Origin of the sequence: Pseudomonas sp. 14A, from assembly GCF_018132745.1 — a bacterium.
GTDB lineage: Bacteria > Pseudomonadota > Gammaproteobacteria > Pseudomonadales > Pseudomonadaceae > Aquipseudomonas > Aquipseudomonas mercuritolerans.
In genome coordinates this window covers 355504-369693 of sequence record NZ_JAGRQJ010000001.1, presented here as the reverse complement: position 1 = coordinate 369693, position 14190 = coordinate 355504, and the positions used below count along the sequence as shown (strand labels likewise).

Annotated in this window: 14 protein-coding genes; 9 read left to right on the top strand and 5 right to left on the bottom strand. The window is 60.2% G+C overall.

The features are described from left to right. Positions 1–27: 27 nt before the first annotated feature. Entirely contained in the window at positions 28–399 is a 372-nt protein-coding gene (locus tag PS14A_RS01545) for a hypothetical protein (protein ID WP_212615132.1), read from the top strand. Between the two features lie 57 nt (positions 400–456). Here PS14A_RS01545 and PS14A_RS01540 read toward each other — a convergent pair whose 3' ends face one another. Both PS14A_RS01540 and PS14A_RS01535 read right to left on the bottom strand, forming a co-directional pair. Further along, complete coding sequence (locus tag PS14A_RS01540; protein WP_056787426.1) at positions 457–759, bottom strand: cell division protein ZapA; 303 nt, start codon at positions 757–759, stop codon at positions 457–459. Then, positions 756–986 (bottom strand): hypothetical protein, encoded by a 231-nt coding sequence (locus tag PS14A_RS01535; RefSeq protein WP_122508526.1) that lies wholly within the window; start codon positions 984–986, stop codon positions 756–758. The genes PS14A_RS01540 and PS14A_RS01535 overlap by 4 nt, the downstream gene beginning before the upstream one ends. A 277-nt stretch (positions 987–1263) precedes the next feature. On the opposite strand from PS14A_RS01535, the gene PS14A_RS01530 reads away from it, so the two are divergent. From PS14A_RS01530 to selO, 4 genes are all read left to right on the top strand, one after another. Beyond that, positions 1264–2889, top strand: a complete 1626-nt coding sequence (locus PS14A_RS01530; protein WP_212615131.1) for a methyl-accepting chemotaxis protein — start codon at positions 1264–1266, stop codon at positions 2887–2889. A gap of 323 nt (positions 2890–3212) precedes the next feature. After that, a complete protein-coding gene (locus PS14A_RS01525) occupies positions 3213–4955 on the top strand; it encodes a potassium/proton antiporter (RefSeq protein WP_212615130.1) in 1743 nt (580 codons plus the stop codon). Positions 4956–4989: 34 nt separating this feature from the next. Then, positions 4990–8343, top strand: coding sequence for a mechanosensitive channel MscK (mscK, locus tag PS14A_RS01520; RefSeq protein ID WP_212615129.1), 3354 nt, complete (start codon positions 4990–4992; stop codon positions 8341–8343). 48 nt (positions 8344–8391) lie between these two features. Further along, positions 8392–9855: a protein adenylyltransferase SelO gene (gene selO / locus PS14A_RS01515; protein ID WP_212615128.1), complete on the top strand. Its 1464-nt coding sequence runs from the start codon at positions 8392–8394 to the stop codon at positions 9853–9855. 5 nt (positions 9856–9860) lie between these two features. Here selO and PS14A_RS01510 read toward each other — a convergent pair whose 3' ends face one another. Further along, positions 9861–10223 (bottom strand): type II toxin-antitoxin system PemK/MazF family toxin, encoded by a 363-nt coding sequence (locus tag PS14A_RS01510; protein ID WP_212615127.1) that lies wholly within the window; start codon positions 10221–10223, stop codon positions 9861–9863. After that, positions 10223–10492 (bottom strand): hypothetical protein, encoded by a 270-nt coding sequence (locus PS14A_RS01505; RefSeq protein WP_008077592.1) that lies wholly within the window; start codon positions 10490–10492, stop codon positions 10223–10225. The genes PS14A_RS01510 and PS14A_RS01505 overlap by 1 nt, the downstream gene beginning before the upstream one ends. A gap of 236 nt (positions 10493–10728) precedes the next feature. Between PS14A_RS01505 and trxC the strand changes: the two genes are divergently transcribed. Beyond that, positions 10729–11163 carry a thioredoxin TrxC gene (gene trxC, locus PS14A_RS01500; RefSeq protein ID WP_212615126.1) on the top strand — a complete coding sequence of 145 codons (435 nt, stop codon included), beginning with the start codon at positions 10729–10731 and terminating at the stop codon, positions 11161–11163. A 130-nt stretch (positions 11164–11293) separates the two neighbouring features. Here the strand turns inward: trxC and PS14A_RS01495 are convergent, their stop codons facing one another. Continuing rightward, positions 11294–12064 carry a ParA family protein gene (locus PS14A_RS01495; protein WP_024011296.1) on the bottom strand — a complete coding sequence of 257 codons (771 nt, stop codon included), beginning with the start codon at positions 12062–12064 and terminating at the stop codon, positions 11294–11296. Positions 12065–12420: 356 nt separating this feature from the next. Between PS14A_RS01495 and PS14A_RS01490 the strand changes: the two genes are divergently transcribed. Genes PS14A_RS01490 through PS14A_RS01480 form a run of 3 tightly spaced genes read left to right on the top strand, consistent with a single transcriptional unit; the run spans position 12421 to position 14187 of the window. After that, on the top strand, positions 12421–13146 hold the full coding sequence (locus PS14A_RS01490) for a beta-ketoacyl synthase chain length factor (protein ID WP_212615125.1): 726 nt from the start codon (positions 12421–12423) through the stop codon (positions 13144–13146). Further along, on the top strand, positions 13122–13934 hold the full coding sequence (locus tag PS14A_RS01485; RefSeq protein ID WP_130911756.1) for a lysophospholipid acyltransferase family protein: 813 nt from the start codon (positions 13122–13124) through the stop codon (positions 13932–13934). Before PS14A_RS01490 ends, PS14A_RS01485 begins: the two co-directional genes overlap by 25 nt. Then, positions 13912–14187, top strand: coding sequence for a phosphopantetheine-binding protein (locus PS14A_RS01480; RefSeq protein WP_130911757.1), 276 nt, complete (start codon positions 13912–13914; stop codon positions 14185–14187). Before PS14A_RS01485 ends, PS14A_RS01480 begins: the two co-directional genes overlap by 23 nt. The last annotated feature ends 3 nt before the right edge of the window (positions 14188–14190 follow it).

The window sequence follows — 14190 nt, the reverse complement described above, 5'->3', positions numbered from 1 at the left end:
CAAGCCGTCCAAAGCAGGAGAAAGAACATGACTGACACCGGTCCACGAGAGAACTTTGTTCAGGCAATGGCTGACAACGATACGTTTGTTAAATCGGCGCTCATTGGCGACTTTGTCGGGAGTTCGACTTCTCAATCGATGATTATTCGAAGGCACTTCACCGAGGTCATGGTTTTCCCGGTAATCCATTACAAAATTACGATCACCACCCTCGCAGGCACGACGTACAGCACAGCTCAGCCAATTCCGTCGACAGAATATATCCACCTGCTTTCCAAGGGTGATGAAGTGACGATCGAAAATACCACCTATAGAGTTTCTCACTCAGAGTTCATCAAGCAATCCGATGGAGAATGGACAACAAAAGTCTACTGGCAGCCAATACTCCAAGCCTCATAACAACAAGACCTCAGCATGTTCAGCGCCTCAATGTACCGAGGCCCTGCGAAAAGCGAGTCAACCCTGACTGATCGTCTTGGCAATGGTGTCGACCGTGGCGCTGACTTGCTCTTGATAACGGTCGAGTTCTTCCTGGTGCTGTTTCTTCATTTCGATCTGCTGTGAACACAGATTCATTGCTGCGAGCACCAGCAAACGGTCGCCGATCAGCGTCGGGTACTTGCGCTTGGTGTCTTCCAGCGCTGCCTTGAGCATCATCGCCGCGTCCAGCAGGGTCTGTTCTTCCCCGGCCGGTGCCTTGATCGAATAGTCCTCGCCGAGAATGGAGATGACTTTTACCCCTGCTGTGCCGTGGTTCATGCGCTGACAGGACCGGCATTGACGCGATCAACCAGTGCCTGGATGCGCGCGGCGGTGGCGCCGTGTTTTTCTTCCTGCTCCATCAGGTTCAGTTGCAGGCTTTCGTTTTCATCCTTGGCTTGGGCCAGTTCCGTGGACAGAGTCTGGTTGGTCTGCAGCAGAGTCTGGTTCTGTTGCACGAGGTCGCTGACGAGCTGTTCCAATTGGCTGAGGGATGCTTCCAACATTTTGATCTTCCAAGCGTTTTTCAAAGGGCGCGTACGATAAAGAAAAGTCACCACGGATGCCAGGGTTAAACCGGCGCAAGGCCTTGATTTTCCTGGGTGGCGAAGCTTCTCGCGAGTTTAAAAGACTGTGATTGGTCGATCTGGTTCCTGCACTTCGTCGCTCAAGCGTGTCTGCGACAAATACGCACACCACCTCAAGACTTTAGTCGTATGACCGATAAGTCACCCATACAGCAGTCTCAGCCCGCATGGATGCGGCCCTTTTCGGTATCCGCCCATGTCCCTTCGCAATATGAATATCGCCCCACGGGCGTTCACCGGCTTCGCCCTGATCGGCGCCCTTATGTTGATCCTCGGCGTGTTTGCGCTGAACCAGATGAGCAAGATCCGCGCGGCCGGCGAAGACATCGCTACCGCCAGCGTGCCGTCGATCAAGGCTCTGGACGAATTCACCCAACTGACCCTGCGCCTGCGCGTGCTCTCTTACCGCCTGCTGATCAACCGCGAACCCGACGTGCAGCAGAAAACCATCGAACTGTTCGACATGCGCAACCGCCAGATCGCGGATGCGCAACGCGCGTATGAGCCACTGATCGAAGGCCCGCAGGAACGTGCGGCGTACGATCAATACGTGCAATTGCTGGCGCAGTACCGTCAGCTTGAAGAGCGCATGAAAACCCTGTCGCGCAACAATCAGATCGACGAGTTGCGGCAGATGCTCAACAGCGATTTGCTGAGCAATTCGGAAGCGGTGAACACCGCGCTGGCGCGCTTGCTGGAGATCAACACCCAGCAGATTGCCGAGACTGATCAGGGCGCAAAGGATCAGTATTCGCTGTCGTTCAATCTGGTGGTGACCTTGCTGGTGATCGCCAGCGGCCTGACCCTGCTGTTCGCCTGGTTGCTGACCGTGAGCATTACCAAGCCGATTTCCAAGGCACTGGAGGCGGCGGAAACCATCGCCGAAGGCAACCTGACCCAGCCGATCCATGTCGATGGCGAAGATGAAGCCGGGCGCCTGCTGGCGGCGATGGCGAAGATGCAAGCGAAGCTGCGCGACACCCTGCAGCGCATCTCCGGTTCGGCCACGCAACTGGCGTCTGCCGCGGAAGAGCTGAACAGCGTCACCGACGAAAGCGCTCGCGGCCTGACCCAGCAGAACAACGAAATCGAGCAGGCGGCCACTGCGGTCAATGAGATGACCAGCGCTGTCGAAGAAGTCGCGCGCAACGCGGTGAGCACTTCGGAAGCCTCGAAAAACGCCACCACTTCGGCGGGCGACGGCCGGGATCTGGTGCAGGAAACCGTCAGCGCCATCGAACGCATGAGCGCCGATGTGCAGAGCACTGCTTCGCTGATCGGCGACCTGGCCAATGAGTCCCGCGACATCGGCAAAGTGCTCGACGTAATCCGTGGCCTGGCCGACCAGACCAACCTGCTGGCATTGAACGCAGCGATCGAAGCAGCCCGTGCCGGTGAGGCCGGTCGTGGTTTTGCCGTGGTGGCGGACGAAGTGCGCGCACTGGCCCATCGCACCCAGCAGTCGACCAGCGAAATCGAACGCATGATCGGCAGCATCCAGAGCGGCACCGAACACGCCGTGGATTCGATGCGCAACAGCACCGAGCGCGCCGAGTCGACGCTGAACATCGCCCGTGGCGCCGGGATGTCGCTGGACACCATCAACAGCGCCATCGTCGAAATCAACGAGCGCAACCTGGTCATCGCCAGCGCTGCCGAAGAGCAGGCGCAGGTGGCGCGGGAAGTTGATCGCAATCTGGTCAACATCCGCGATCTGTCGGTCCAGTCGGCGACCGGCGCCAATCAGACCAGCGCGGCGAGCAATGAGCTGTCGCGGTTGGCGCTGGATCTGAACAATATGGTTGGGCGGTTCAGCCTGTAACCGAAAGCAAGATCAAAAGCGACCCCCTCACCCCAGCCCTCTCCCCCAAGGGGGCGAGGGGGAAGGGAGCAGATCGGGGGGCTTTCGAAATGCCCGTTCGACTCGGTAGTTCAGGGCGCAGCAGCAGGCACATTCACTCCGATCAGTCCCCTCTCCTCCGGGAGAGGGCTAGGGTGAGGGGCAGCAATGCCGTGTCGAACTCGAATTCCGATGCCCCCCTGAAATCCTTTTTGACAGCATCACATTTCAACAGGTTAGAATCGCTGGCACGCAGACTGCATGGTCAGTTTGTGCCTCGTCTTTACGCTTCTGGAGTACTGCCTTTGAATGCGACGACCATCAACAGCCTGTTCTTGATCGGCGCGTTGCTGGTAGGCGCAAGCATTCTTGTCAGCTCGCTGTCTTCACGTCTCGGCATTCCGATTCTGGTCATCATTCTCGCGGTCGGCATGGCCGCCGGGGTCGATGGTGGCGGGATTATTTTCGATAACTACCCGACGGCCTATCTGGTCGGCAACCTCGCCCTGGCAGTGATCCTGCTCGACGGCGGTTTGCGCACGCGGGTTTCGAGTTTCCGCGTGGCGTTATGGCCGGCGCTGTCGCTGGCCACGGTCGGGGTGTTGATTACTACCGGGCTGACAGGGATGGCCGCGGCGTGGCTGTTCGACCTCAATCTGATTCAGGGCCTGCTGATCGGCGCCATTGTCGGTTCGACCGACGCCGCTGCGGTGTTCTCGCTGCTCGGCGGTAAAGGCCTTAACGAACGGGTCAGCGCCAGTCTGGAAATCGAATCCGGCAGCAACGACCCGATGGCGGTGTTCCTCACCGTGACCCTGATCGACATGCTCGCCAGCGGCGAAACCGGCCTGCACTGGAGCCTGCTGACCCACCTGATCCGCGAGTTCGGCATCGGTGGCGTGATCGGTCTGGGCGGCGGTTGGGTGATGCGGCAACTGGTCAACCGCATCAATCTCGCCGCCGGGCTCTATCCGATTCTGATTATCGCCGGCGGTCTGGTGGTGTTCGCGCTGACCAACGCCTTGCATGGCAGCGGATTCCTCGCTGTCTATCTGTGCGGTCTGGTGATCGGCAACCGCCCGGTGCGCAGCCGCCACGGCATTCTGCATATGCTCGACGGCATGGCCTGGCTGGCGCAGATCGGCATGTTCCTGGTGCTGGGCCTGCTGGTCACGCCCCACGATCTGCTGCCGATCGCCCTGCCCGCCCTCGGTCTGGCGCTGTGGATGATTCTGTTCGCGCGGCCGCTGTCGGTGATGGTCGGCCTGCTGCCGTTCAAGGCCTTCCACGGTCGTGAAAAAGCCTTTATTTCCTGGGTCGGCCTGCGCGGCGCGGTGCCGATCATTCTCGCGGTATTCCCGCTGATGGCCGGGCTGCCGCAAGCGCAGCTCTACTTCAATCTCGCGTTCTTCATCGTGTTGGTGTCGCTGCTGGTGCAGGGCACGAGCCTGCCGTGGGTGGCCAAGCTGCTCAAGGTGACGGTGCCGCCGGAACCCGCGCCGATTTCCCGGGCGGCACTGGAAGTGCACGTGACCAGCGAGTGGGAACTGTTCGTTTACAAGCTCGGCGCGGAGAAATGGTGCATCGGTTCGCCCCTGCGTGAGCTGAAAATGCCCGAAGGCACACGCATCGCGGCGCTGTTTCGTGGCCAGCAACTGCTCCATCCGTCGGGTAGTACGGTGCTGGAAGTCGATGATTTGCTGTGTGTTATTGGCCATGAACACAACTTGCCGGCCCTCGGCAAACTGTTCAGCCAGGCACCGCAACGCGGCCTCGATCTGCGTTTCTTCGGCGACTTCGTGCTCGAAGGAGACGCCCAGCTTAAAGCGGTTGCAGCGCTGTATGGCTTGCCGGCCGAAGGCATCGATCCGGACATGACTCTGGGCGCGTTCATCGCGCAAAAAGTCGGGGGTGCTCCCATCGTCGGCGACCAGGTGGAGTGGAACAACACCCACTGGACGGTGGCGGTCATGGACGGGAACAAGATCGGCAAAGTGGGCGTCAGATTCCCCGAAGGAAGTCGCCCGGGCCCCGGACTCTTCCTCTAAACTGCTCCCACTCTCACTTGCTTGACCGGTCTCTATGCCTACCCTGCGCTCCTTTTTCGCCGCGGCCCTGCTGGGCCTCAGTCTTGTCGTCGGCCCGCTGCATGCTGCCGAACCACCGTCCAGCGATGCCGTGCAGGCCAGCCTCGACAAGCTGGCCGACAGCAAGCTGCCGGACGCCGACAAGAAGACCCTGCAGACCGTCCTGCAGAACACCCTCAATCAGCTGAACAACCAGCGTGATTACGAGCAGAAACTGATCGATCTCAAGCGTCAGTTGGCCAACGCGCCGAAGCAGACGATTGAAAACACCCGCGAACTCAGCCGCCTCAAGGCCACCGCGCCAGTGCCGGTCGCGCAGCGTTTTCCGAAGGAGTCGATTCAGCAACTGGAGCAGATCCTTACCGATCGCTCGACCCAGCAGAGCGATCTGCAAAAAGCCCTGGCCGACGCCAACAGCCTGATCATCACCGCCCAGACTCGCCCCGAGCGCGCTCAGGCGGAAATTTCCGCCAGCCAGACGCGCATCCAGCAGATCAACACCATCCTCAAATCCGGCAAGGACACGGGCAAAACGGTCACCGCCGAACAGCGCGACCAGTTGAACGCCGAACTCGCCGCACTCAATGCACTGATTCCACTGCGCCGCCAGGAACTGGCCGGCAACACCCAGTTGCAGGATCTCGGCAATGCCCAGCACGACTTGCTTTCGGAGAAATCCGACCGCCTCGACCGCGAGATCCAGGAACTGCAAACCCTGATCAACCAGAAGCGTCTGGCGCAGTCGCAGGAAACCGTTACCCAGCAATCGATCGAAGCGCAGAAGGCCGGCGGCAGCAGCCTGCTGGCGAGCGAGAGCGCGACCAATCTCAAGCTTTCCGACTATTTGCTCAAGAGCACCGACCGTCTCAACGAAGTCACGCAGCAGAACCTGCAGACCAAACAGCAACTCGACACCCTGACCCAGAGCGATTCGGCACTGGACGAGCAGATCAGCGTGCTCAAGGGCAGCCTGCTGCTGTCGAAAATTCTCTATAAACAGAAGCAGGCGCTGCCGCACCTGAAGGTCGACCGCGACCTCGCCGATCAGATTGCCGATATTCGCCTGTATCAGTTCGATGTCAGCCAGCAGCGAGAGCTGCTGAGCAACCCGGCGACCTATGTCGACAATCTGCTGGCCACCCAGCCGCCAGAGCAGGTCACCCCGCAACTGCGCAAAAGCCTGCTCGATCTGGCCAACACCCGCGCTGATCTGCTTGAGCGGCTGAACCGCGAATTGAGCGCGATGCTCAATGAGTCGATCACCCTGCAGCTCAATCAGAAACAACTGCTGAGCACCGCGCAAAGCCTGCGCGCGACCCTCGACGAACAGATGTTCTGGATCCCCAGCAACAAGCCGCTGGACGTGGAATGGATGCGCGGTGTGCCCGAGCGCCTGGAGCGGCAGGTCAACACCTTGCCGTGGGCATCGAGCCTGAGCGAACTGGCTGACGGCCTGACCCAGCGCCCGCTGCTGTTCCTGCCATTGGCGCTGCTGATCGGCGCCCTGTTGTGGCGCCGCAAGGCGCTGTACGGACGCCTCAACAAGGTTCACCAGGACATCGGCCACTTCAAGCGCGACAGCCAATGGCATACGCCGCAGGCGATCCTGATCAATATTCTGCTGGCGATGCCGGTGGCGCTGGGTCTGGCGCTGTGCGGCCTGGCCCTGCAGATCGACGCGCGCGGGCAGAACGCCAACATGGGCGCGGCGCTGTTGCAGATGGGCCAGGCCTGGCTGGTGTTCTACACCGCGTACCGGATTCTTGCGCCGGGTGGCGTGGCGGAATTGCACTTCCGCTGGGAGAAGCCGCAGGTCGAGTTCCTTCAGGGCTGGGTGCGTCGATTGGGCCTTGTGGTCATGGCGCTGGTGGCCGTGGTAGCAGTCGCCGAATTGCAACCGGCGGCGCTGGCCGATGACGTGCTCGGCATGCCGGTAGTGCTGACCTGCTACGCCTTGATGGCATGGCTGCTCAGTCGCCTGCTGATCAGCAGCCCGACGCACCAGAATGCTTCACTGTTCCGCAAGGCAGTCGGGGTGATGTTCACCCTGCTGCCGATCGCCCTGTTTGTCGCGGTGTGCTTCGGCTACTACTACACCGCGCTGAAACTCAGCGACCGCTTGATCAATACCCTGTACCTGCTGATGTTCTGGCTGGTGATCGAGGCCACCTTCGTGCGTGGTCTGAGCGTTGCCGCGCGGCGTCTGGCTTACCAGCGCGCGCTGGCCAAACGGCAGGCGGCAAAAGAGGCCGGCGACGGCGAAGCGGTGATCGAAGAGCCGACCCTGGACATCGAAAAGGTCAACGAACAGTCCCTGCGCCTGATCCGCCTGGCCCTGCTCGGTGGTTTCATCGCGGCGCTGTACTGGGTCTGGTCGGACCTGATTTCGGTGTTCTCGTATCTGGACAACATCACCCTCTACGAATACACCAGCGGCACCGGCGCCAACATGAGCATGGTGCCGATCAGCATCGGCGACATGCTCGGCGCGCTGATCATCATCGGCATCACCTTCGCGCTGGCGCGCAACTTGCCCGGTCTGCTCGAAGTGTTCGTACTGTCCAAGCTCAACCTGGCCCAGGGCAGCGCTTATGCGACAACCACGCTGCTGTCCTACGTGATTGCCGGAGTCGGTTTCGTCACCACCCTGTCGACCCTCGGCGTCAGTTGGGACAAGTTGCAGTGGCTGGTGGCGGCGCTGTCGGTGGGCCTCGGTTTCGGTATGCAGGAGATCTTCGCCAACTTCATCTCCGGCATCATGATCCTCTTCGAACGCCCGGTGCGAATCGGCGACACCATCACCATCGGCAACCTCTCGGGCACCGTGAGCAAGATCCGCATCCGCGCCACGACCATCACGGATTTTGACCGCAAGGACATCATTGTCCCGAACAAAACGTTCATCACCGGGCAACTGATCAACTGGTCGCTGACCGACACCATTACCCGCGTCACGCTGAAACTCGGCGTCGATTACGGTTCGGATCTGGACCTGGTCAAGGAACTGCTGCTCAAAGCGGCCCGGGAGAACCCGCGTGTGCTCAAAGAACCGGAGCCACACGTGTACTTCCTCAACTTCGGCGAAAGCACCCTCGACCACGAACTGCGCATGCATGTGCGCGATCTCGGTGACCGCAACCCGGTGCTGGATGAGGTCAACCGCTTCATCAATCGCGAGTTCAAGAAGCAGCACATCAATATCTCGTTCCGGCAGATGGAGGTTTATCTGAAGAACCTGCACGGCCAGGAATACAAGATGGTGCCTGTGGAACCCGAGAACAAAACCATCGTGCCGATCGTCGACGGGCAGAAACCGTTGCCGGAACCGCCACCGAGCAAACTCGACTAACCGACATGGTCCCAGCAGAATGCTCGGACATTCTGCTGGAGCCGGCCCGTGAAAGCCCTCGACGAACTGACTTTCGACAATCGCTTCGCCCGCCTGGGCGACGCGTTCTCCGCGCACGTGCTGCCCGAGCCGATCGACAATCCGCGCCTGGTGGTCGCCAGTCCGGCCGCCCTGGCTCTGTTGGATCTTGATCCGGCCAGCGCTGAAACCGAAGAATTCGCGCAACTGTTCGGTGGCCACAAGCTGTGGGCCGACGCCGAACCACGGGCGATGGTGTATTCCGGGCATCAGTTCGGCGGCTACACCCCGCAACTGGGTGACGGTCGCGGTCTGCTGCTGGGCGAGGTCTACAACAACGCTGGTGAGCACTGGGACCTGCACCTCAAGGGCGCCGGGCAAACGCCCTTTTCGCGCATGGGCGATGGTCGCGCGGTGCTGCGCTCATCGATTCGCGAATTTCTCGCCTCCGAGGCGTTGTTTGCGCTGAACATTCCATCTTCGCGCGCCGCCTGCGTGATCGGCTCCGATACGCCGGTCTGGCGGGAAAAACAGGAACGCGCGGCAATGGTGCTGCGTCTGGCACCGAGCCATATCCGCTTCGGCCACTTCGAATATTTCTACTACACCAAGCGCCCCGAGCAGCAGAAGCAACTTGGTGAGCATGTGCTGGCGATGCACTTTCCCGAATGCCTGGAACAACCGGAACCGTATCTGGCGATGTTCCGCGAGATCGTCGAGCGCAACGCCGAGCTGATCGCCAAGTGGCAGGCTTATGGCTTCTGCCACGGCGTGATGAACACCGACAACATGTCGATCCTCGGCATCACCTTCGACTTCGGCCCGTTCGCCTTCCTCGATGACTTCGACGCGCATTTCATCTGCAACCACTCCGACGATCAGGGCCGCTACTCGTTCAGCAATCAGGTGCCGGTGGGGCAGTGGAACCTCAGCGCCCTCGCCCAGGCACTGACGCCATTCATCAGCGTCGAAGCCCTGCGGGAAACCCTCGGCTTGTACCTGCCGCTGTTCCAGGCGCACTACCTCGACCTGATGCGCCGCCGCTTCGGCTTCACCACTGCCGAGGATGACGATCAGCAACTGCTGGAAAACCTGCTGCAACTGATGCAGAACAGCGGCGTCGACTACACGCTGTTCTTCCGCCGCCTCGGTGAAAAGTCAGCCGAACAGGCCATCGCTCGCCTGCGCGATGACTTCGTCGATATCAAGGGTTTCGATGCCTGGGGCGAACGCTACATCGCCCGGGTGGCCCGCGACGGCAGCGCCGATCAGGCACAACGCCGCGCACGAATGCATGCAGTCAATCCGCTGTACATCCTGCGCAATTACCTTGCGCAAAAAGCTATCGATGCGGCCGAGCAAGGCGATTATTCCGAAGTGCGCCGGCTGCATGCGGTGCTGAGCAAACCGTTTGAGGAGCAGCCGGGGATGGAGGGTTACGCCGAGCGGCCACCGGAGTGGGGCAAGCATTTGGAGATCAGTTGTTCTTCGTAGGCGCTTCAGCTTAGCGGGTCGATTGCACTGATTACACGGTCGACGATGTCAGACATTGTCACATCATCCAGTCGCTCGATGAATTTGGCCGTGCCGTTTCGTACCCGTTGTTCTATGTCAAAACTGCGAACCTGATTACACACCGCTACACCATTGGTTTCGTGGCCAGTAATGGCGACCGCCAAACCCATATTCCGGCTGAAATTCCCACCGCTAGTAACAGGCACCGTCATGCTCACGCCCAATGCGTTGATCTCTCTGGGCGTAATCACCACAAAGCGATGTCTGTTCATCATCTCCCGCCCCGCCACTGGGTTTGGATCAATCCAGTAAACGTCACCCCGCTGAGGGGGCTGTCGGCGCACCATCAACCCAGTTCCCGGCCGACAGAATCACCTTCAAGAGTCTCGCTAGTCTGGGCGTTAAGTTTCTGCAATTCTTCTGCGCCTTCGAGTAGCTCTGACAAACTATAACGCTTACGCGTAGCGGCTACGGCTGGACGAGCAATCAGTTCGCCATCGACCACATTCAGCTCTAGCTGTGCGCCAACCTCCAGATGCAACAACTTTAAAAGCGTGGGCGGAATCGTAATGACGGCAGCGCCGCCTTGGCGGCGTATCTTGGAAGTTACGGACATTATGTCGCTCCGATTTGATGCAGAGGAATCATCGATTCCTGGATTAGTGCAACAAAAGTAGCACGCAGATACAGACAAAGCGATCTCCTCACGACAAGCGTAAAACGCCGAATTGGTCTTCAGACTAGCCATCGATCCCGGAACGGTTTTGAGAAAAATGTGAGCAGTTGCGACATTGATAAGTTGGCAGATCGACTCCAAATCAGTTCTATAGACTGCCTATCAGAGAACCAATCATGACCACCCCACTCCTCATCCCCTGCCCCTTCTGCAACGGCGTCAACCGCATTCCAGCCGAGCGTCTCGCCGATCAACCCAAGTGCGGACGCTGCAAATCTGCGGTACTGCTGAGCAAGCCTTTCGAACTCAAGCAAGGCGATTACGCCAGTCAGATCAAGGGCGATCTGCCGCTGCTGGTGGATGTCTGGGCGGACTGGTGCGGGCCGTGCAAGTCGTTCGCGCCGGTGTTCGAACAGGCTGCGGCGCAGTTGGCGGGCAAGTGTCGGCTGGCCAAGCTCGACAGCGAAGCGAACCAGCAGTTGTCGGCGCAGTTGGGGATTCGCTCGATTCCGAGTCTGATTCTGTTTAAAAACGGCAGGGAAGTGGCGCGGCAAAGCGGTGCATTTCCATTGCCGCAGTTGATGGCGTGGTTGCGTAGCCAAGGCATCTGACCCAACACAGACCACCCTGTGGGAGCGAGCCTGCTCGCGAAGGCGGTCGATCATTCAGCGCCGATGGTGAATGTGCCGGCCTCTTCGCGAGCAGGCTCGCTCCCACAGGATTTGCGTGTGAGTCGGGGTATCAGTGGTCTTCCAGCAGGTTGTGCAGTTCCACAAACTGCTGCGTCAGCTTGTGCCGTGGATCGAGATGGATCAGCGGCATGCTGGCCTGGTGCGACTCGCGCATGCGCACCGAACTGCTCAGGTACACCGGCAACACCGGCAAGCCTTCGGCGATCAACTCATCGAGCATCTGCTGCGGCAGGCTGGCCCGGGCCTGAAACTGATTGACCACGATGCCTTCCACTTCCAGGCCTTCGTTATGGTCGTCCTTCAACTCTTCGATCTCGGCAATCAGCCCGTACAGGGCCTGACGCGAGAAACTGTCGCAGTCGAAGGGAATCAGCACGCGATCCGCCGCAATCAGCGCCGACACCGCGTAGAAGTTCAGTGCCGGCGGGGTATCCAGATAAATCCGGTCGTAGTCCTCGGACAATTCGTCCAACAACTTGCGCAGCTTGTTGATCTTGTGTTTAGCCTCAAGCTTGGGCTGCAGGTCGGCCAGTTCGGCAGTGGCGGTAATGATGTGCAGGTTGTCGAACGGGGTTTCGTAGATGTCCGCCTGATTCTTTTTCGAGAACGGCCCGGACGACAGGGTCTGTTTGAAGAAATCGGCGATGCCCATAGGAATGTCGTCGCCGGTGAGCCCGGTCAGGTACTGGGTGGAATTGGCCTGGGCATCGAGGTCGACCAACAACGTGCGATAACCCTCGCTGGCGCTGACCGCCGCCAGATTGCAGGCGATGCTGGATTTGCCCACGCCACCTTTCTGATTGAACACCACGCGCCGCATGACCAAACCTCCGTGTATCAAAGAATGACCGAGTGTAGTTGGCGGTGACCGCGCTTCGCTACCTTCACCGACATGGACTACGCCGTCAGGTGTAAAAATCGACGCCCAGACATGGAAAAAACCGCCGGCCATCCCAGAGACACCTGACAGACACGCCGCGTCAAATCTGGATAATGGCCAAGTGATAGCCATGCAGCGAACCGCTCGGTACATTTTGTTGGGCAAAATGTAACCAACATTTGCTACACACCCGTCGCACCGGGATAATGCGCGCCACCCGGCGCCCTGCGCCAAGCCAAGCCTGCTGCGGCGCTGGCGACTCAACGCGTCAACGAAAGCCCGCAGGGGCGGGATGAATGTCCGTGATCAACTTCAACATCGCCCAATGGCGCGCGTGGGCCCCGGGGCTCGACAGCGTGGACGCCTGGCAGGCCTGGAGCCGACAACCGGTCGTGCTGCAGAGCAGTGATGCCGCGCCCGATGTGTCGTTTCTGCCGGCCATGCAACGCCGTCGCCTCAGCCGCCTGGCGCGGATGGCGTTCAGCGTTGGCTGGCCACTGGCCGACGGACGGGAGAATCTGCCGCTGGTGTTCGTCTCGCGGCACGGGGAAACCCCACGCACGTTTGAAATCCTCCGCGACCTGGCCACCGAGCAGCCCTTGTCGCCGACGCAGTTCAGCCTCTCGGTGCACAACGCGATCATCGGCCTGTGGTCGATCATGCGCGGTGAAACCAGCGAAATGACCGCCCTCGCGGCGGCTGGCGACGGTCTGGAACACGGCATGCTCGAAGCAGCCGCACTGCTCGAAGAAGGCGCCCCAGCGGTGTTGCTGGTGATCACCGAAGAACAACCGCCCGAGGCCTATTCGCAGTGGGTCGACGACGTGCCCTTCCCTTATGCACTGGGTTTATTGCTCACGCCCGGCACCGACTGGCGGCTGACCCTGAACAGCAGCACCGAAACCCGGTCCAAGGCACACTGGCCGCACGCGCTCAACCTGCTGCGAACCCTGCTGGGCCAGCAACCTGACTGCCAACATGCGTGGAAAAATCGTGTATGGACCTGGCATCGCAACCCGTGACCGCCAAACACCGCGACGCCTACTATTGGCGCCTGCTGGCCACTGCTGCGAGCTTCGCCTTGTTCGGGCTCGGCGGGCTGTGTCTGCGCCTGCTGGTATTTCCGCTGCTCGGCTGTCTGCCCGGTGACGCGCTGGTCCATCGCCTGCGCGCGCGGCGTACGGTCAGTCGCTTGTTCTGGTTTTTCGTGCGTTTCATGGCCCGCACCGGCGTGCTCACCTACGACATCGAGGGTGCCGAGCGCCTCGGTCGGCCTGGGCAGATGATCATTGCCAACCACCCGTCGCTGATCGATGTGGTGTTTCTCATCGGCCTGGTGCGCCACGCCAATTGCGTAGTGAAGAAAACCCTCTGGGAAAACCCGTTCACCCGTGGCCCGCTGCGCCGCACCGAGTACATCAGCAACGACGGCAGCATGGACATGCTCGACGCCGCCGCGCAGTCGTTGCAGGACGGCCAGACTCTGATCATCTTCCCCGAAGGCACGCGCACCCAGCCGGGGCAGGCGCCGGCCTTTCATCGGGGGGCGGCGGCGATTGCCCTGCGCGGTGCGAAAATCGTTACACCGGTGATCATCAAGGTCAGCCCGACCACCCTGACCAAAGCCGAGCCGTGGTATCGCATCCCCCATCGCCGCGTGCACTTCAGTTTTCGCGTGGGGGCCGATATAGACCCACAGACCTTCGCCGCGCAAGGCCCCGCACCGCAGGCCTCGCGCAAGCTCAACGATTATTTGCATGACTATTTCATTAAGGAGCTCGCCGCAGATGAGCGAACTGAACAGCCCTAGCCTGGTGCGTGACATCAAACTGCTGATCATCGACGCCTTGGGTCTCGAAGACATCAGCCCCGAGGACATCGGCGACGAGCAGACATTGTTCGGCGAAGGCCTCGGCCTGGATTCCGTGGACGCGCTGGAACTTGGCCTGGCGATCCAGAAAAAATACGGCATCAAGATCGACGCCGATGCCAAAGACACCCGCAACCATTTCACCAACGTGGCCAGCCTTGCGGCATTCGTCACGGCAAAACAGGCAGCTTGAGAA